Raw genomic sequence first — 19,090 nt, forward strand, 5'->3', positions numbered from 1 at the left:
CGTCATATATCGACCCACTCCGCCTCGGGCGCGTTCTCCTTGATGAACTCCTTTCTCGGTTCGACGGCGTCACCCATCAGCACCGAGAACATCCGGTCTGCCGCGGCCGCGTCCTCGACGTTGATTTGCTTTAGAATCCGGTTTTCGGGGTTCATCGTCGTCTCCCAGAGCTGTTCGGGATTCATCTCGCCGAGTCCCTTGAATCGCTGAACTTGCGACGGATTGCCGTTACACTTCTCTTCGACGATTCGATCGCGTTCTTCGTCAGTCATCGCGTCGTAGGTTTCGCCGCGATAGCGAATCCGATACAACGGCGGCTGGGTCGCGTAAATGTAGCCCTGCTCGATGAGCGGGCGCATGTGTCGATAGAAGAACGTCAGCAAGAGGGTACGGATGTGCGCTCCGTCGACGTCAGCGTCGGTGGCCATGATGAGTTTCTTGTATCGAACGTCCTCGAGGTCGAACTCGTCGCCGATACCCGCGCCGATCGCGGTGATCATGCTCCGAATCTCGTCGTTCTCGAGGATTCGATCGAGCCGGTGTTTTTCGACGTTCAAGATTTTGCCCTTGATCGGCAAAACCGCCTGGAACTCCGGATTTCTGGCCTGTTTGGCGCTCCCGCCCGCGGAGTCACCCTCCGCGATGAACAACTCCGCGTCCTCGGGGTCTTTCGTCTGACAGTCTGCGAGTTTGCCGGGCAGCGCGGTCGAATCGAGCGCAGATTTACGCCGGGTGAGCTCTTCTGCCTTCTTCGCGGCCATTCTCGCCTTGGCAGCTTCGACGGCTTTGCTGACGATCGCTCGGGCGGTCTTCGGGTTCTCCTCGAAGTACGTCGCCAGCCCGTCGTGCATCGTCCCCTCGACGATACCGCGGACCTCGCTGTTTCCGAGTTTCGTCTTCGTCTGACCCTCGAACTGGGGATCGGGGTGTTTGACGGAGATGACGGCGGTCAGTCCCTCGCGGATGTCCTCTCCCTTGAGGTTTCCGTCGATATCCTTGAGGAGGTTCTGATCGTTCGCGTAATCGTTGATGACGCGGGTGAGCGCGGTTTTGAAACCGGTGAGGTGAGAGCCACCTTCGCGCGTATTGATGTTGTTCGCGAAGGCGTGAATGGAGCCCTGCAATTCTTCGGTCGCCTGCATCGCGACCTCGACCTGAATGTTCTGATCCTCGCCCGTGAAGTAGACGACGTCGTCGTGCAGCGGCGAGCGAGTCTCGTTGATGTACTCGACGAACTCGCGAATGCCGCCCTCGTACTCGTACGTTTCGGAGAGAACGACCCCGCCGTCGTCGAGTTCACGTTCGTCTCTGAGCGTGATCGCGACGCCGGAATTGAGAAACGCTAGTTCGCGCAGTCGGTTCGAGAGCGTCGAAAACGAGAATTCGAGCGTCTCGAAGATCTCTCCGTCCGGCCAGAACCGTATCTCGGTTCCGGTCTCGTCGGCCGAGTCCGGATCGCCGACCTGCGTCATCGTCCCGTCGGGTTCGCCGCGGTCGAACCCGTGTTCGTAGACGCCCCCGTCGCGGGTGACGGTGACTTCGAGGCGTTCGGACAGGGCGTTGACGACCGACACGCCGACGCCGTGGAGGCCCCCGGAGACCTGGTAGGATTTGCTGTCGAACTTCCCACCCGCGTGGAGGACGGTCAGGATAACCTCAAGCGCCGGCCGATCGTACTCTTCGTGCGTGTCGACCGGTATCCCCCGTCCGTCGTCGACGACGCTCACCGAGCCGTCCTCGTGGATCGTCACGACGATCTCCTCGCAGTGGCCCGCGAGCGCTTCGTCGATGGAGTTGTCCACCACTTCGTAGACGAGGTGGTGAAGGCCTCGAGAGTCAGTAGAGCCGATGTACATCGCCGGTCGCTTTTGTACGGCCTCCAGGCCTTCTAGGACCTGGATTTGACCAGCGCCGTACTCGCGTTCCTGTGACATGGAAAACCTGTCTCCGGGTAGCCGTTGGGTACTAATAAAAGTCACGTACGCGCGCGAGCGCGAAATATTTGGAAGAGAAACACCACTGTTGGAAAGAGAAATACCACTGATCGGCTGGTGTCCATCCGCGTCTGCCGTGATACCTCCAGACCGATCTCCACCGGTTTGGCCCCAATCGACGAATCGGTCGAACGCCATTTCACTTTCACCCGGCTAACGGGAACGTTTTAAGGCCACCGCGGCTACGAATTCCGTAATGACGTCGTTCCAGTCGTCGCTCGGCGAGGACTCTGCGATCGCAGAGGAGCTGGCAGAGAGTCAGCGAGCGATCTCGATCGCCGAATTCTTCGAGAAGAACAAGCACATGCTCGGCTTCGACAGCGGTGCTCGAGGCCTCGTGACGGCCGTCAAGGAGGCCGTCGACAACGCCCTCGACGCCGCCGAAGAGGCCAATATACTGCCCGATATCTACGTCGAAATCCAGGACGAAGGCCAGTATTACCGCCTAATCGTCGAAGACAACGGACCCGGGATAACCAAGGATTCGCTCCCGAAAGTATTCGGTAAGTTACTCTACGGCTCTCGCTTTCATGCCCGCGAGCAGAGTCGGGGTCAGCAGGGTATCGGCATCTCCGCGGCCGTTCTCTACTCGCAACTGACGAGCGGAAAACCGGCGAAGATCACGAGTCGGACGCAGGGCTCGCCCGACGCCCAGTACTACGAACTGATCGTCGACACCGACGAGAACGAACCCGAGATCAGCGTCGACGAACAGACGACGTGGGATCGACCACACGGGACGCGCATCGAACTGGAGATGGAAGCGAACATGCGCGCCCGCACACAGCTTCACGACTACATCAAACACACGGCGGTCGTCAACCCCCACGCGCGACTCGAACTCAAAGAACCGACCGAACACTTCAAATTCGAACGCGCGACCGATCAGCTTCCGGACGAAACCGAAGAGATTCGCCCACACCCCCACGGCGTCGAACTCGGAACGGTCCTCAAGATGCTAGACGCGACGGATTCTCACTCGGTTTCGGGATTTCTCCAGAACGAGTTCACGCGCGTCGGAAAGAAGACCGCCGAATCGATCATCGACGCCTTCCGCGACCGCCACTTCGGGCGGGAGATGACCTGGCCAACTCCGCTTTCAGGCGAGACGGTCGACGTGGCCGCGGCGGTCAGCGACGCAACGGCGAACAAGGGAGCCAGCGCCACTGCCGATTTCGCCGGACAAATCGCCGATGCGGTCTGCGACCGAGACCGGATCGCTCACCACGAACTCACCGCCATCGTCGACGACGCGGCCGACGCGACCGAGAACGAACACGGCACGACCTTCGGTGTGACGGTGAGAGAGAACGCCGTCGAAGCCGCCTGGCAGGAACTGGTCCCGATCGTCGCCGACGCTCACGACGGGGACTCGATCGACGAGACGCGCATCGCCGCTGACCTCTACCGGCGGGTCAACGACGCGACGAGTTCGAGAAAAGACGACGCCGTCCTCGATGCGTTCTCCACGCGACTGGCGGGTAAGTTCTCCGACGAAGATGACGGCCGTCACCGATTGAATCGAACAGAACTGCGAGCCCACGTCGACCGGGCCGCCGAGTTGACCGAAGATCGCGACGAAACGAGCTTCGGCGAGACGGCCCGCGAGAACGTAACCGACGAACTCTGGGGCCTCATGGTGACGGTCCCGGACGACCCGCCGCTGGTTCGAGAACTCGCCGACGATCGCGACGGTGCGAGCGACCTCGTCGAGGCGATGCGCGAAACGGACATCATGGCTCCGCCGACGCGGTGTCTGGCACCGATCACGGACGAGTTGATCGAGGCCGGGCTCAAGAAGGAATTCGACGCCGACTTCTACGCGGCATCGACGCGGGACGCTCAGGTATCGGGCGGGGATCCATTCATCGTCGAGGCCGGGATCGCCCACGGCGGCGAACTCGAAGCCGACGGATCCGTCGACGTGCTCCGATTCGCTAACCGCGTTCCGCTCGTCTACCAGCGCGGGGCGTGTGCGACCACCGACGTCGTCAAGTCGATCGGCTGGCGTAACTACGGGCTCGATCAACCCGGCGGCTCCGGGCTGCCGAACGGGCCGGCTGTGATCATGATCCACGTCGCCTCGACGAACGTTCCGTTCACCAGCGAGTCCAAAGACGCCGTCGCGAACGTCCCCGAGATCGAAGACGAGATAGAACTCGCGATTCGTGAGGCCGCGAGAGAGCTCAAACGGTACCTGAACAAGCGTCGCTCGATGGAAAAACGTCGGCGCAAGCAGAACGTCCTCGGTCAGATACTACCCGAAATGGCCACGAAAGTCGCCGAGGTAACCGGTCGGGACGAACCAGTGATCGACGACGCGATCGCTCGAATCATGAACAACGTCCTCGTCGAGCGAACGATCACGGAAAACGGCGATACTACCGCCGTCGAACTGACGATCGAGAACCACTCCAGCACGAACGAAACGCCCGAACTCACCGACATCGTCACGCGAGAGCCGACCGGCTTACCCGACGACGTCACCGTCGTCGAGATGGACGGTGAGTGGTTCGTCAAGTGGGATCCGACGGTCGCGGCGGGCGAGTCAGAGACGCTCGCCTACGCTGTCGACGGGGAGGCAACGTTCGACGTCAACGTCGACGGCGTCGAAGCGGAAAAACTCACGGTGACTGACGAATGAGCACAGAATATCCAGACCAGGCCAGAGAGAAGTTGATCGACCTCGCCGCACAGTTTTACGACCAGTTCGAACTCGGGGAGATACCCCACATGTCCGTTCCCACCCGGACCAAGGCCAACATCGAGTACGACGAAGACTCGAACGTCTGGGTGTACGGCGATCGAACGTCCAGGCGAACGGCGAATACGGTCAGCGGCGCGCGGAAATTGTTGAAGGCCGTCTACACGATCGAGTTTCTCTCGGATCAACTCGAACAGGATCGGTCCTCGACGCTGCGAGAACTGTACTACCTCTCCGAAAGCTGGGACAACGAAAACGCCCAGTTCAACGATCAAGACGAGTCGAACCAGCTGATCGAAGATCTCGAGATCGTAAGCGAGGTCACGCGCGAAGATTTCCACATGCGTCCCGAGGAGTCGGGTGCGACGATCATGGGGCCATTGTTCCTTCGGGAGCAGACTCGTCGCGGCGAACGCGAAATCCACTGTCAGGAAGACGTCGGCGAAGGCGGCTACCAGATACCGAACAACCCGGATACGATCGAGTTTCTGGACCACGATGCCGAATTTATCCTCGCCGTCGAGACCGGTGGTATGCGAGATCGACTGGTCGAAAACGGATTCGACGAGGAGTACGGAGCCATCGTCGTCCACCTCAAGGGACAGCCGGCGCGAGCGACGCGACGCATCACGAAGCGGTTGCACGACGAGCTAGACTTGCCGGTAACCGTCTTTACCGACGGCGACCCGTGGTCCTACCGGATCTACGGCTCGGTCGCGTACGGCTCGATCAAATCCGCACACCTCTCTGAGTATTTGGCAACGCCCGAGGCGCAGTTCATCGGCATCCAGCCCGCTGACATCGTCGAATACGATCTACCGACCGATCCTCTCAGCGACTCCGACGTCAACGCGTTAGAGAGCGAACTCGAGGATCCGCGTTTCCAGACCGATTACTGGGAAGAACAGATAGAACTCCAGCTCGAAATCGAGAAGAAATCCGAACAGCAGTCGCTCGCAGCCCGCGGTCTCGACTTCGTTACCGACACGTACCTACCAACGCGACTCGAAGAGATGGGCGTCATCTGATCGGAACTCCACATCACCTCGACTCGTACCCCCTCGACACGAATGTCGGTTCAACACTCTTTTGGTTGGTTTGACCCTAGAGTGATCGATGAGTTCTCGTCTCGCCAGGATTCGTGCGGCCGCGACCGCACTCGGCGTCGTTCTCACGATCGCGTTCGTGGTCTTCAGCGTAATCGCGATCGCCGGACTCACCGTCGGCTACGTGTGGGGGACGGTGTTTTCCGGGGGTGATTCCGGCCCGGAGACGCCGACGATCGAGTTCGAGACGGCGTACGATGATGGCGAGGTACTCCTAACTCACGCCGGTGGCGACGAGGCGGATCCGACGAACGTGGTGATCGAAATTGACGGCACCAACCGCGGTACGTGGGCCGATTTCGGCGACGAGGCGACGGTGACTGAGGGTGAGTCGATCGTCGTCGACGACGTCGAACGGGGGGAGAGCCTCACGATCTGGTGGGTAAGCGGCCTAGAACCGTTCGTATTAGAAGAGACGACGATATAACGAACAGAGACGACGGGTTGACGACCCTGTCCGGTTTACGCGTCCAGTGCGACGGGAATGCTGGACGAGGCAACGTCGTAGACGAACGCCCGTTCGTCGGTTTCGATCATCTCGAACGTGTTGTAATGGACGGGAACGACGAGTTCCGGTTCGATCGCTCGTGCGAGATCCGCGGCTTCGTGGCGGTCCATCGTCGGCCCGCCACCGATCGGCGGACAGAATACGTCCACGTCGAGCGATTCGAGTGCTGTCAGCGCATCGGTATCGCCGGGCCAAAAGACGGTGACTCCGTCGAGCGTGATACCGAAGCCACAACCGGTTCCTTCTGGGTGATACGGCGTCCCGTCCTCGCGAGTGTGTGGTCCGTCCGGCAGATTGTACGCCGGCGTGGTGAAAAGATCGAGTGGACCGAGAACGAACGATTCGTCGGCGTGAACACGTTCGATCTCGAACGGAAGCGATTCGGGTTGCCGTTCGACGCGGTCGATCTCCGACGCGTCGATCGCCTCGTGTGCGACGACGATGGCGTCTTCGTGGGCGACGCGTTCGATGCCGTCGGGATCGTAGTGATCGTCGTGACTCACGAGAATCAGGTCTCCGTCTCTGGGACTGATGTCATCGAGTACGCCGTACCGACCGGGGTCGATGTACACCGTGACGCCGGTCTCACTGTGCAGTCTGATCGACGCGTATCCGAGCCAGTCGAGTTCGATCGGATGGCGAGAAACGGTCATAGGCGTTCCTTGTTCGTACAGCGCGAAAAACGTTCGCCGGGATCGACCGAGTCAAGCGATAACGGGCGGCGCACGCTCGACTTCGTACTCGTCGCCGTCGGCGACGATGATCGCCCACTCGTAGGCCGGATCCGTACTCGTGAGTCGGTGCTCGAGTTCGTCGACGTTGTTGGGATCGGCGACGAAGCAACGGAATTCATCGGTTGAGGCCGGCTGTTCGACCTCCTCTAGCGTCGTGCTCACGTGAACGACCTTCCAGTCTCGCTCGGCTCTGAAATTCGGACCGGTACCTTCGACCGTGTATCCGAGGTCGTCAAAAATCGAACGCGCCTGTTCGACGAGTCGCATGTTAACAGGACCCATTCCAGTCGAGACTACGATGGCTGTCGTCATAAATTTTTGCACGGACAGTCTGTTCGAACGAGATTGACATCCTCCCTGCGCAAAAGCGCGAGAATTGCCCTGTTGGTGGTTCGACTAAGTCGATTCGACGGAGGTACCGAAACGAGGAGTTTGTACTGGTTTCGTTCGACGATGGATACCGTTATTCGTGGGCAGCGTCCCACTCCGTGGGTTTTCGTAGATTATCGCATCGATTGCACTGAATTCGTCCCATCGAATCCATCGCCGTATCGACCTGGTCGCAGTTACCACAGAACCACCCGTAGCGCCGCTCTTTCGCCCCGGACTCGTAGACGACGTAGAACGGCCCCTTCGAACCGCGATCGCCTTCGGACCGTGAGACGAACACTGTTTCGCCCGTCTCGGTGGATATCCGTTCCATGGTGCGATAGAACGACGCGATCGCTAAAGGCGTACCCGTTTTCGGGCGACGATCGAACGTCCGTCGCTTCCGGATACGGGGGTCGAAACTGAAAGCTTTACCAGCGGTCATGCCGTTCCCAAAAGTAATGACATTGATCGTGGCCCCGGTTCGATTTCCGCTCGATCATCGGTCGAAGGCCACACTCGAACGAGCCGCGAAACTCTCTTCGGAACGTGACGGTGAACTGACCGTCCTTCACGTGAACGTCTATCAGAACGGCCGAACGGTCACCAGGAGTCAACTCAAACGGGCCGTCGAATCAGAGATGGGTGTGCTGAGAAATGCCAGATACGTCGTTCGGACCGGCTTTCTGGTCGAAGAGAGTATCCTCGATGAAGTCGCCGCCGAAGGGGCAGACGTCGTCGTGATCGGGAAAAAACAGGCGAGTTCGTGGCGTCGCATCGTTGGACGACTCGTCAACAATCCAAACATCGACGAGTACCTTCGAACCCACTTAGACTGTGAAATCGTGACCGCCGACACGGCTAGCTGATTCGTTCGGTCCGAGTGTTCGAATTTCTCGTCAGTTTGGGGCGCATTGAACCTCACTCGCCTTCGTCACCGGGCTCTCCGGGTTCTGAAACTGGCTCGGTGCTCGTGGTCAGCCCGCCGGTGGTCCGATTTTCGTAGCCCTCCCCAACCGAGCCGGCCCCCTCCACCGAGACGCTCTGGATCGAGTCGTCGAGAACGAGCTGTCGGTGGGGGTAGGCGAACTCCACGTCCACCGTCTCGTATCGATTGCGTACGGCCTGGAGGACGTCCGATCTGGTCTTTGTTAGCTTGTACGGCCGATTCACCCAGAATCGGAGTACGAGAACGATGCCGTCATCGGCGTACTCCCGAACGTCGCACTTTGGCGCAGCCGCGTATCTCGCGCTCCCGATACGTACGTCCGGACCACCGGCGATGACCGAATCAATGGCTCTGGCCCCGCGTTCGGCCTGTTTGATTGCCACATCGAGGTCGCTCTCGTAAGTGATTTCGTACTCGACGTCGATCCGCGTTCGCTCGTCTTCGGCCGAGTAATTGATCACGTCGCGTTCGTGCACTTCGGAGTTCGGAATCACCAGAAACGTATTCTGCAAGGTAAATATCTTCGTGTACCTGATCGTGATGTCCTCGACGAACCCGACGTGACCTTCGTCTGCAACCTCGATCATATCGCCGATCTCGAACGGGCGATCGGTGAGGATGAACACGCCGTTGATGAGACTGCCGATGAGTGGTGCGAGGACGACGGCAACCACAGCCGAGATCACACCGACGGAGAGCAATATTTCGACGTTACCGACGCCGAGCAATCCGGCCACGACGAGGGCCGTCGCCAGTAACACGCCAAAGCGAAGCGATCGGAGAACCGAGCGCGTTACGCTCGGGCGTTCGATACGCCGCGCGATGGTTCGACCCGCGATTCGAACGGTCACCTTCGAGATGTACCAACCGAGGAGAAGGATGAGTACCGCCAGTCCTAATCGAACGGCGTACGACGGAACTCTGTCGGGCATCGGCTCGCTGAGCAAATCGATGACCAGTAGCTCGCTCAGCATCACTCCGAATGCACCCATGAACCCATCGTCTCGGGCTCGGTGGTTAAGCGTTCTGCCCTCGGACGTAGACGGTCGACCTACCGCCTCTGCTCGGGAACCATCGGTGGTGATGTTAATTCCTATTGCGCCTGGCGTGTTCGAGGCGGGTATGACCCGGGACGACCTTCGTGCGACCGTCGAATCGGTCGGGGCCCGATTCGACTTGAGCGAGTACGAGATCGAAGCGTACCTGACCACGCTCGAACACGGAAGCCTGACTGCGAGCGATCTTGCGAACCGGACCGACGTTCCCCAGCCGCGAGTGTACGACACCGTCCGGAGTCTCGCGGACAAGGGATTGGTCGAACTCCGTGAATCCAGACCGTTGTCCGTCGTGGCGATAGACCCGGCCGAGGCGTTCGAGTCGATTCAAGACTCAGTCGACCAGTTAGTAGCTGATCTAGCGGCGCAGTACACCGCGCCTGCCGACGAAACCGAAGCAGTTACCCTCGTCACATCCGCCCCGACGATCCTCCGCTACATCGAGGACGTCATTTCGGCCGCGGAGAACGATCTCGTACTCTCGCTGACCCCATCGTTGCTGGAGCGATTCGAACCCGAACTACGGGAATCGATCGAACAGGGCGTTGGAGTGGACGTAATCGTTAGTCCGGCCGCGGACGCCCCGAATCCCGACACCTACCAGTACGACCGGATAGCATCCGCCGTCAGGTTGCGCCGCGGGGTGACGACGCCGATTCTCGCCGTCGCGGATGGCGAATACGCAATCTACGCGAGTCAGGATGCGCTCGAATCCGATCGAGACCGGTACGCCGTCATCTTCAACCGATCGGCGCTCGGTAACCTGGTTTCGGGGTTTTTCGATTCGGTGCTCTGGCGGAGTGGGACGGACGAACTCGCGAACGTGTCCGACGATCGACCGTATCCGCGCACGTACACCTCCGTCCGCCGGTGCGTCGAGGACGTTCTGGAAGAAGACGGCGAGTGGTACGCGACGGTCGAGGGTAGAGACATCGAGACGGGTGAGGACCGACGCGTCAGCGGTCGAATTTCGGATCTATCGGTCGAACTGAATCCTGAAATCGCGAGTTTTTCACTCGAAACGGACCGAGACCGAGTCACAGTCGGGGGTCGGCTGGCGACCGTCGAAGACGTTGAAGCGAGGCGGATCAGACTCGATCGCGAGAAACGACCGACGTTCTCGTGACCCTAGGACTTGCGACGGATCAAAGAGGATTGGACACATATCCCATACCGAGGCACGGTCTGCACCGGTAACTGACGGCCCAAACCGCCCATTCCGTATGGGACGGTCGTGATAACGTGGACGATATTCGAACAGTTGGACACCATGGCTACTGAACGATCCGAAATCCGCGTCGGAATCATCGGTCTCGGAAACATCGGGCAGTATCACGCAGAACGGTTGCTCGATCACGGCGTCACGTTGGTCGGTGGTGTCGACATCGTCGAGTCCGCCCGCAAGCGGTTTGCGAGTCGCTACGACGTCGAGGTGTACGACAGAAGCGAGCCGCTTTTCGAATCGGCCGACGCCGTCGTCGTGACGACGCCGAACGAATTTCACGAACCGTACGCGGTCAATGCGCTGGAAGACGACGTTCACGTGTTACTGGAGAAACCGCTCGCGAATTCGGTCGAAAGCGGCGAACGAATCGTTCGGGCGGCGACCGAATCCGAGGCCGTCTGTATGGTCGGATTCAATAATCGGTTCTCGAACACCGTCGAGTACGTCGTTCACCGAATTCAGCGAGGCGAATTCGGTCGGGTCAGTCACGTCGAGGCGAATTACGTCCGGAGACGTGGCGTTCCGGGGAGAGGGACCTGGTTCACTCACCGGAAAGCCGCTGGCGGCGGGGCGTTGATCGACCTCGGCGTACACGCGATCGATCTCTCGCTGTACGTACTCGGATTTCCACCGCTCAGTGAGGCCTCAGGCGTGACTCGCTCCGAGTTCGGACGCCGAGAGGATTACACGTACCTCGAAATGTGGGGAAACGACGCCGGTCCGTCGGCGTTCGACGTCGAAGACTCCGCGAGCGCGTTCGTTCGAACTGATGACGATCGAACGATCTCACTCGAGGTTGCCTGGGCGACCAATCGACCGGCGACACACGAATTCGTCGTTCACGGAACGGAGGCGGCGGCCAGATTCGATCTCCTGGAGAACGATTTGACGGTACACACGGCGAGTACTGGCGGACCGAACGCTCTCGAGGACACGTCCGTCAGAACCCGAGACGTGGATACGCACAAACTTGAGCAGGCGGTCTTTCTGGACGCAATCGAAGGTGAGACGAAGGCGGTAACCAACGTCGAAGAGGCGCTCGCGGTCCAGAAAGTAGTCGATGCCGTCTACCGATCGAACGAGGCGGGACGGTCGGTTTCGATTTCGTAATCGCGGACCCAGCTTTATCGGCTTCGGTGTGGTGGAGGCGGCCATGGAGTTGGGTGTCCACACCAAGCCGCTGTACGATCGCTCGTTCGAGGAGGCGCTCGCGTTTCTCTCATCTCGCGGCGTTGACGCCGTCGAACCGGGCGTCGGGGGCTTTCCGGGTGACGACCACCTCCCGCGGGACCGCTACGTTGACGACGAGTCCGCTCAGGACGAACTTCGAGCGATGCTCGACGAACACGATATGTCGATGAGCGGACTCGCGATTCACAACAACCCGCTCCACCCAAACGAAGGGCGTGCGTCTGCCGCGAAGGCGGAGATTCGTGAGGCAATCAGACTCGCTTCCCAGCTCGACGTTTCGGTGATAACCTGCTTTTCCGGGCTGCCGGGTGGGAGCCCCGGAAGTGACGTTCCGAACTGGATCACGGCTCCGTGGCCGCCCGAACACGCCGAAGCGCTCTCCCACCAGTGGGAACTGGCGATCGAAACCTGGTCAGAGCTGGCTGATCACGCTGACGAACACGGCGTTGACATCGCGATCGAAATGCACGCGAACATGCTCGTCTACGAACCGCACGGATTACTCCGGCTCCGCGAGTCGACGAACGACCGGGTCGGCGCGAACTTCGATCCTTCCCACCTCTATCCGCAGGGTATCTCCATCACGGATGCAATACGACTACTCGGCACTCACGATGCGATCCATCACGTACACGCGAAGGACACGCGCCTGTACGACGCCGAGAAGCGGACACGAGGCGTTCTCGATACGAGGCCGTACGACGAGCCAAAAAAGCGATCGTGGATCTTCCGGACGGTCGGATACGGTCACGGAGCCCGCCACTGGAAGGACATCGTCTCGACGCTCCGAATGGTGGGATACGACGACGTGCTGAGCATCGAGCACGAAGACGCGCTCGCCAGTCCGGAAGAGGGGCTGGCGAAAGCGATAGACTTCCTCACGCCCATCGTCTTCGAAGAGAAGCCCGGTGACGTCTACTGGGCTTGAACGCGTCGTCGTTCGTCCGGTCGGTACAGAACGACGGCTTCGCTCGGAGAGATTCTCATCGGCTCACCAGAGTGTCACTCGGACGAGGAAAACCGCTAACCCTGGGTCCGTCGAACCCTCGCTATGGCGCTCGACATCGGGGTACTTGGCTATCGATTTATGGGTACCGCCCACGCGAACGCGCTGGCGCGCCTACCCATGTTTGTTCCGGAGGCACCGTCAGTCAATCGGGACGTCATCGTCGGGCGAGACGAAGACGCGCTCGCCCGGCGCGCAGACGAACTCGGGTTCGACCGAATCGCGACCGACTGGACGGACGTGGTGTCCGACGTAGACGTCTTCTACAATCTGGGACCGAACTATCTCCACGCGGAACCGTCAATTGCCGCTCTGGATGCTGGAACGCCCGTCCTCTGTGAAAAGCCACTCGCACACACGCTCGATGACGCCGAGGCGATGGAGGCGGCCGCTGCGTCGGCTGCTGTGCCCGCGTGCTGTGGGTTTACCTATCGGTTCGTTCCGGCAATCGGACTCGCGAAAGCGTTGATCGACGACAGCGAACTCGGGGAACTTCGAGAGTTTCGCGCACGGTACCTCCAGGACTGGCTGGTCGATCCGGACGCACCCTGGTCCTGGCGGCTGGACGGCGACCTGGCAGGGTCAGGCGCGCTGGGCGACCTCGGCTCGCACCTCGTCGATCTCCTCCGGTTTCTGGCCGGCGACTGTCCGGGCGGCGGGGAGATCGACACCGTGTCGGGCCAGTTACGGACGTACGTCGACGAGCGGCCGACCGACGGCGAATCCGAGACGGGAGCCAACTCCCCCGAATACCGGTCAGTTACCGTGGACGATGCGTTCACGGCGCAGGTCTCGCTCGACGGCGGAGCGATCGGGACACTCGAAGCGTCGCGCGTCTCGCCGGGCCACAAGAACGACCTCTCGATCGAGGCGCACGGAAGCGAGGGAAGCCTTCGATTTTCCCTGGAGCGGTTGAACGAACTCGAGGTCTGTACTCGCGACGACCGCGGATATCGGACGATTCTCGTCACCGAGGCTGATGATCCGTACGTCGACCGCTGGTGGCCTCCAGGACACGTACTCGGGTGGGAACACGCTTTCGTTCACGAGAACGCCGCCTTTCTGTCAGCCGTCGAGGACGGCTCTCCTGTCGAGCCGAGTTTCGCTGACGGACTCGCCGCACAGCAGGTTCTTGACGCCATTGCCGAGAGCGACAAGCGCAACGAGTGGACGCGCATCGAAGAACGCTGAGGTGGCTTTTTGTAGTGACGCGCGAACGATACACCAATGAAAATCATCAAAGACAGCGTCCACGACCACATCACCGTCGATGGGGTCGCGCGTGCGCTGCTCGACACGTCGTCGGTCCAGCGATTACGTAGAATCGCCCAGCTCGGCACCGTCTCGCTCGTCTATCCGTCGGCAAATCACACGCGGTTCGAACACAGCCTCGGCGTCTACCACATCGCCTGCGAGGCGCTCGGCCACCTCGGGATCGAGGGGAAACAGGCCGAACGCATCAAGGCGGCCGCGCTGCTCCACGACGTCGGTCACGGCCCCTACAGTCACAATCTCGAAGACCTCATCTACCGGGAGACGGGCCGGTACCACGACGACGTCGACGATCTGCTCGCGACGGGCGAGATCGGTGAGGTTCTGGCGGAGTACGATCTCGATCCCGAGCGAATCGCCTCGCTCGTCGCCGGCGAGGGTCGATTCGGACAGCTCGTCTCCGGCGAACTGGACGTCGACCGGATGGATTACCTCGTCCGCGACGCCCACCACACGGGCGTTCCCTACGGAACGATCGATCACGGGCGTCTCGTGCGCGAACTGACGTTCGTCGACGGCGAACTCGTTCTCGGCGAGGGAAACGTCCAGACCGCAGAGAGCCTGCTCGTTGCGCGCGCCCTGATGAACCCGACCGTCTACAGCCACAGCGCCGCCAGGATCAGCAAGGCGATGCTCCGTCGAGCGGCCGCATCGATCATCGCCGACGGCACGACTGATGGTGAAACGCTCTCGCGGATGGACGATCACGAACTCGTCGTGGCGCTCCGCTCGAACGATTCGAGCGCCTCGCTCGCCCGCCGGCTCGACGACCGTCGGTTGTACAAGCGTGCGGTGTGGGCCGAAATCGACGACGTCCCCGGCGGGATCATCGAAGCCGACCACGAATCGATACGCCGCTTCGAGCGTGAGATCGCAGACCGGGCCGACGTTCCGGCCGAGCACGTCATCCTCGACGTGCCGAGTCGCCCGTCGATGACGGAGTCGACCTCGAGAGTCGTGGTGAACGGCGAGGTTCGCCAGCTCGGTCAGCAGTCGCCGCTCGTCGACGCCCTTCGTTCCGCTCAATACGCCCAGTGGCGGCTGGGAGTCTACTGTCCACCCGACGAGCGAGAGCGAGTCGGCCACGCCGCGCTTACCGTCCTCGGTCTCGACATCGACGGCCCGCTGATCAGCGACGTACGCGACGGGCTATACACGACGCTCGATCAATTTGGCGGGTGACGAGACGCTCGATCAGTCGCCAGGTGACGAGACGCTCGATGGCAGCGCGGTACGGATGACGAACGCTTCAAGGCGCTCGCGGGGCAAGCGATCCGTATGGAACTGGCGGGGACGATCCTGTACGGGCCTGACTTCGAAGCGCTCGAGGGTATCATCCGAATTCGAGACGGCGTCATCGACGAGGTAACCCCGACCGACGTCGACTCCGACGCGATCATCGCTCCGACGTTCGTAAACGCCCACACACACCTGGGAGACTCGATCGCCAAAGAAGCCGGTCGCGGACTCTCGCTCGAAGATCTCGTGGCTCCACCGGACGGACTCAAACACCGACTCCTTCGCGACGCGGGCGAAGAGGCGTTGATCGAGGGGATGCGTCGATCTCTCTCGTTTGCGATCGAATCCGCCACCGCGGCCTGCTACGACTTCCGAGAAGGTGGCGTTGACGGCGTAGCTCACCTCAGACAGGCGAGTGAGCGGCTGCCGATCGACGCGTACGCGTTCGCTCGCGAGTCGATCGAAGCGATGGAGGCCGGCGACGGATACGGGGCGAGTGGGGCGAACGACGCGGATTTCGCCGACGAGCGGGCGGCGACGAGAGAGGCGGGAAAACCGTTCGCCATCCACGCCGGGGAACCGGATTCGAGCGACATCGATCCCGCGTTAGACCTCGAACCCGACGTGCTGATTCACGTCGTCCATCCCGAATCACACCACCTCGATCGGATCGAATCGACGAGGACGCCTGTCGTCTGTTGTCCTCGCTCCAACCTCGTCACGGGCGTCGGATTGCCCCCGTTCGAGGCCTTGCACGAGCGAACCACCCTGGCTCTCGGAACCGACAACGTGATGCTCAACTCGCCGTCGATGTTTCGCGAGATGGCCGTCGTCTCGACGCATAGCGACCTCACGGCTCCCGAGGTGCTCCGGATGGCAACTCACAACGGAGCGGCGATCCTGGGTCGCGACGACGGACTGATCGAACCTGGCCGTCCGGCTAACCTGTTCGTCCTCGACGGCTCGACGAACAACCTCGTGGGCGTCAAAGATCCCGTTCGTGCGGTCGTCCGACGCGCGGGTCCGGCCGACGTCGATGACGTCGTGATCGACGGTACATCTGTAATCGGACGAGCGACCTAGCCGTCGCCGGTGTCGTCCCAAGACCGGTAGCCGGCGCGGGGGTATCGAGTCGAAACCGACGATAACGTTATTACACTGGCACCCGCTATGTCAGAGCATACCAAATGTACGATCGCGTTCTCGTTCCGACCGATGGTTCCCAGGCAGTCGAGCGGGCTATCGACCACGCGATCGAGCTCGCTGACGCCCACGACGCCGTTTTACGCGCGGTGTACGTGGTCAACGCGGCCAGCTACGGTGGCCTACCGATGGAGACGGCCTGGGACGGTATCGGAAACGCACTCCGAGACGAGGGTCAGGGAGCCGTCGACCGCGTCGCCGAGTTGGTCGAAGAATCGGGCGTCGACGTCGACGTCGAGACGGTCGTACTGGAGGGATCGCCGAGTCGCTCGATCGTCGATCACGCCCGATCGAGCGATTGCGACCTCATCGTGATGGGAACGCACGGTCGCGGCGGGATCAATCGTCTGCTCCTCGGGAGCGTCGCCGAGCGCGTGGTTCGTTCCTCCCCAATACCCGTGATGACCGTCCGGGTCGGCGCCACTTCGCCCGACGAATCGGCCATCGAACCGGCAGTCGGCGTCGAATAACCGTTATCCTGGTGACGCGATCGATCACGCCGGACGCAAGTGTTCACAGTCCCCGGCCGAAATCACGACGCGGTCGGTACCGGTATCGACGACGAGGCCGCCGTACTCGGTGACGTCGACGGCCGTTCCCACTACCGGTTCGCCCGAACGGATCACCCTGACCCGTCGGTCGAGGGTCATCGTCCGGTCGCGCCACTCCTCGATCGTCCCAGAGAGGTCGCGCCTGGCGTCATCGTAGCGTTCGAGTACCCGCTGGAGGAAGGTACGGCGATCGATCGCGCCCGCGTTCGCCCGTATACTCGTCGCCCCTTCTGGAAGCGACGACGGATCGACGTTCGCGTTGATTCCGATACCGCAGACGAGCCACTCGATCCGGTCAGTCTGACCTTCCATCTCGGTCAGGATGCCGGCGAGTTTCGCATAACCGACGTCGGTATCAGCCGGGACGACGACGTCGTTCGGCCACTTTATCCGGGCGTCGACCCCGACCTCTCGCGCCACGTTCGTCGTCGCGACGGCCGCGGCGATCGTGTGTGCCGGAGCGCGCGCCGGTGGGATCGATGGGCGCTCGACGGTCGACAGCCAGATGCCTCCCTCCGGTGACGACCACTTACGGTCGAGCCGGCCACGGCCACCGGTCTGAACGCCGGCGACAACGACGACGTCCTCGGCGCCGGCGGTCGCCAGTTCGCGAGCGCGTTCGTTCGTGCTCGATAGGGTGTCGTGATACTCGATCGAAAACGGCGCCGACAGTCCGTACTCGATGAGCGGACCCGTGTAGCCGGAAACGTCCCCGAGAACGTAGCCAGAACCCGTTCCGTCGATTTCGAAGCCCGCCTCCCTGAGCGCCTCGACGTGTTTCCAGACGGCCGCCCGGGAGATACCGATCTCGGCTGCGATATCCGGCCCGGTGATCGGCCCCACTTCGAGGGATTCGAGGACGGCCTGTCGGGTTTCGTTCATACGTCACCGTGGACACGGCGCGCCCATGAATTTCGCGGTACAGCCCGAATCGATGTCGCTGTACGACCCGAATCGGTTTCGCGGGACGACCCGAATCGTTACTCGTTCATCTCCGCCAGCAGTTCGCGTCCGGGAGCGATGAGTTCGTCCAGGTGGGCCGCCAACGTCGATTTCGCGTCGGCGGGGTGGAGTTCACCCGACTCGAGGTCCGTCGCCAGCGACTCGTACGAGTCGTAGGTGACGTCGCCGCCGTACTGATCCGGACGTTCGACGGTGACCGTTTCGAATCGCGGGAAGACGTGGTACTCGAAGAGTTCCAGCACTGGATTTTCGAGATCACCCTCGGGGTCGCGCGTCTGCGGACAGAACGCGCTGTTTACCTTCGCTTCTAGCTCGTCGGTCGAATCTTCCATCGAAATAGTGGTTCCCTCGCTCGAGGACATCTTCCCGTCGCCGGTGGTGAGATCGGCGATGATGGGCGTGTGAATAGCCGGACGCACGTCGTAGCCGAGTTCAGGGAGGCCCTCGCGGGCGAGCATGTGCACCTTGCGCTGATCGAGCCCGCCGACCGCGAGATCGACGTCTAGGTACTCGATGTCGAGCGCCTGCATCAGCGGGTAGACGACGTGGCTTACCTTCGCCGTGTCGCCAGACTGGATCTCGGCCATCGCGCGCTGGGCGCGGTTTAACGTCGTCGAGAGTTCGAGTTCGTAGACGTCGAGGGTGTACCCTTCGTCTAGCTGGTACGCCGAACCGTAGACGAACTCCGTTCGCTCCTCGTCGAGGCCGTAGGCGAGAAACTGTGCCCGCATCCGCTCTGCGATCTCGCGGATCTCCTCGAACGTCCCCTTGCCGTTGAGGTAGGCGTGAACGTCGGCGAGTAGAACGACGACCTCGAGACCCGCGTTCTGACAGTCGATCAGTTTGTTCGCCGTCAGCAGGTGGCCGAGGTGGAGCACGCCCGAGGGCTCGTAACCGACGTAGACGCGCTTACCATCCGGATCGTTGGCCAGTTCGCGCACTTCGTCCTCGGTGACCACCTCGTCTGCGTTTCGGGTGATCAACTCGTATGCGTCCATGCGTGTTCGGTGTCGGTGGATCG

Annotated in this window: 18 protein-coding genes; 11 read left to right on the forward strand and 7 right to left on the reverse strand. The window is 61.3% G+C overall.

Annotation, left to right across the window (positions count from 1 at the left end):
- Positions 1-2: 2 nt before the first annotated feature.
- Positions 3-1,934: a DNA topoisomerase (ATP-hydrolyzing) subunit B gene (gene gyrB, locus NKH31_RS15855; RefSeq protein WP_254862762.1), complete on the reverse strand. Its 1,932-nt coding sequence runs from the start codon at positions 1,932-1,934 to the stop codon at positions 3-5.
- Between the two features lie 256 nt (positions 1,935-2,190).
- Between gyrB and NKH31_RS15860 the strand changes: the two genes are divergently transcribed.
- From NKH31_RS15860 to NKH31_RS15870, 3 genes are all read left to right on the forward strand, one after another.
- Positions 2,191-4,638 (forward strand): DNA topoisomerase VI subunit B, encoded by a 2,448-nt coding sequence (locus NKH31_RS15860; RefSeq protein ID WP_254862763.1) that lies wholly within the window; start codon positions 2,191-2,193, stop codon positions 4,636-4,638.
- Positions 4,635-5,726 carry a DNA topoisomerase IV subunit A gene (locus NKH31_RS15865; protein WP_254862764.1) on the forward strand — a complete coding sequence of 364 codons (1,092 nt, stop codon included), beginning with the start codon at positions 4,635-4,637 and terminating at the stop codon, positions 5,724-5,726. Before NKH31_RS15860 ends, NKH31_RS15865 begins: the two co-directional genes overlap by 4 nt.
- Positions 5,727-5,814: 88 nt before the next feature.
- Positions 5,815-6,231 (forward strand): hypothetical protein, encoded by a 417-nt coding sequence (locus NKH31_RS15870; protein WP_254862765.1) that lies wholly within the window; start codon positions 5,815-5,817, stop codon positions 6,229-6,231.
- Between the two features lie 35 nt (positions 6,232-6,266).
- On the opposite strand, the gene NKH31_RS15875 is transcribed toward NKH31_RS15870, so the two are convergent.
- From NKH31_RS15875 to NKH31_RS15885, 3 genes are all read right to left on the reverse strand, one after another.
- A complete protein-coding gene (locus NKH31_RS15875) occupies positions 6,267-6,965 on the reverse strand; it encodes an MBL fold metallo-hydrolase (protein ID WP_254862766.1) in 699 nt (232 codons plus the stop codon).
- 51 nt (positions 6,966-7,016) lie between these two features.
- The gene (locus NKH31_RS15880; RefSeq protein WP_254864827.1) at positions 7,017-7,313 is read right to left on the reverse strand and encodes a DUF7116 family protein; all 297 of its coding nucleotides are present in this window, start codon (positions 7,311-7,313) and stop codon (positions 7,017-7,019) included.
- A 196-nt stretch (positions 7,314-7,509) separates the two neighbouring features.
- Positions 7,510-7,749 carry a DUF5816 domain-containing protein gene (locus NKH31_RS15885; RefSeq protein WP_254862767.1) on the reverse strand — a complete coding sequence of 80 codons (240 nt, stop codon included), beginning with the start codon at positions 7,747-7,749 and terminating at the stop codon, positions 7,510-7,512.
- A gap of 127 nt (positions 7,750-7,876) precedes the next feature.
- Between NKH31_RS15885 and NKH31_RS15890 the strand changes: the two genes are divergently transcribed.
- Positions 7,877-8,284 (forward strand): universal stress protein, encoded by a 408-nt coding sequence (locus tag NKH31_RS15890; protein ID WP_254862768.1) that lies wholly within the window; start codon positions 7,877-7,879, stop codon positions 8,282-8,284.
- A gap of 52 nt (positions 8,285-8,336) precedes the next feature.
- Here NKH31_RS15890 and NKH31_RS15895 read toward each other — a convergent pair whose 3' ends face one another.
- Positions 8,337-9,356, reverse strand: coding sequence for a mechanosensitive ion channel family protein (locus NKH31_RS15895; RefSeq protein WP_425492272.1), 1,020 nt, complete (start codon positions 9,354-9,356; stop codon positions 8,337-8,339).
- A 130-nt stretch (positions 9,357-9,486) separates the two neighbouring features.
- On the opposite strand from NKH31_RS15895, the gene trmB reads away from it, so the two are divergent.
- From trmB to NKH31_RS15930, 7 genes are all read left to right on the forward strand, one after another.
- Positions 9,487-10,545, forward strand: a complete 1,059-nt coding sequence (gene trmB / locus NKH31_RS15900; RefSeq protein WP_254862769.1) for an HTH-type sugar sensing transcriptional regulator TrmB — start codon at positions 9,487-9,489, stop codon at positions 10,543-10,545.
- 123 nt (positions 10,546-10,668) lie between these two features.
- Positions 10,669-11,754, forward strand: coding sequence for a Gfo/Idh/MocA family protein (locus NKH31_RS15905; RefSeq protein ID WP_256547926.1), 1,086 nt, complete (start codon positions 10,669-10,671; stop codon positions 11,752-11,754).
- A gap of 43 nt (positions 11,755-11,797) precedes the next feature.
- The gene (locus NKH31_RS15910; RefSeq protein ID WP_254862771.1) at positions 11,798-12,763 is read left to right on the forward strand and encodes a sugar phosphate isomerase/epimerase family protein; all 966 of its coding nucleotides are present in this window, start codon (positions 11,798-11,800) and stop codon (positions 12,761-12,763) included.
- A gap of 123 nt (positions 12,764-12,886) precedes the next feature.
- Positions 12,887-14,032 carry a Gfo/Idh/MocA family protein gene (locus NKH31_RS15915; RefSeq protein ID WP_254862772.1) on the forward strand — a complete coding sequence of 382 codons (1,146 nt, stop codon included), beginning with the start codon at positions 12,887-12,889 and terminating at the stop codon, positions 14,030-14,032.
- A gap of 36 nt (positions 14,033-14,068) precedes the next feature.
- Entirely contained in the window at positions 14,069-15,295 is a 1,227-nt protein-coding gene (locus tag NKH31_RS15920; protein ID WP_254862773.1) for an HD domain-containing protein, read from the forward strand.
- A 96-nt stretch (positions 15,296-15,391) separates the two neighbouring features.
- A complete protein-coding gene (locus tag NKH31_RS15925) occupies positions 15,392-16,435 on the forward strand; it encodes an amidohydrolase family protein (RefSeq protein WP_254862774.1) in 1,044 nt (347 codons plus the stop codon).
- A 104-nt stretch (positions 16,436-16,539) separates the two neighbouring features.
- Positions 16,540-17,025, forward strand: coding sequence for a universal stress protein (locus tag NKH31_RS15930; protein ID WP_254862775.1), 486 nt, complete (start codon positions 16,540-16,542; stop codon positions 17,023-17,025).
- 24 nt (positions 17,026-17,049) lie between these two features.
- Here NKH31_RS15930 and NKH31_RS15935 read toward each other — a convergent pair whose 3' ends face one another.
- Positions 17,050-17,988, reverse strand: coding sequence for a biotin--[acetyl-CoA-carboxylase] ligase (locus tag NKH31_RS15935; RefSeq protein WP_254862776.1), 939 nt, complete (start codon positions 17,986-17,988; stop codon positions 17,050-17,052).
- Between the two features lie 98 nt (positions 17,989-18,086).
- Entirely contained in the window at positions 18,087-19,067 is a 981-nt protein-coding gene (locus NKH31_RS15940; RefSeq protein ID WP_254862777.1) for a tyrosine--tRNA ligase, read from the reverse strand.
- Between the last annotated feature and the right edge of the window lie 23 nt (positions 19,068-19,090).

This window comes from Halovivax gelatinilyticus, from assembly GCF_024300625.1.
Lineage (GTDB): Archaea > Halobacteriota > Halobacteria > Halobacteriales > Natrialbaceae > Halovivax > Halovivax gelatinilyticus.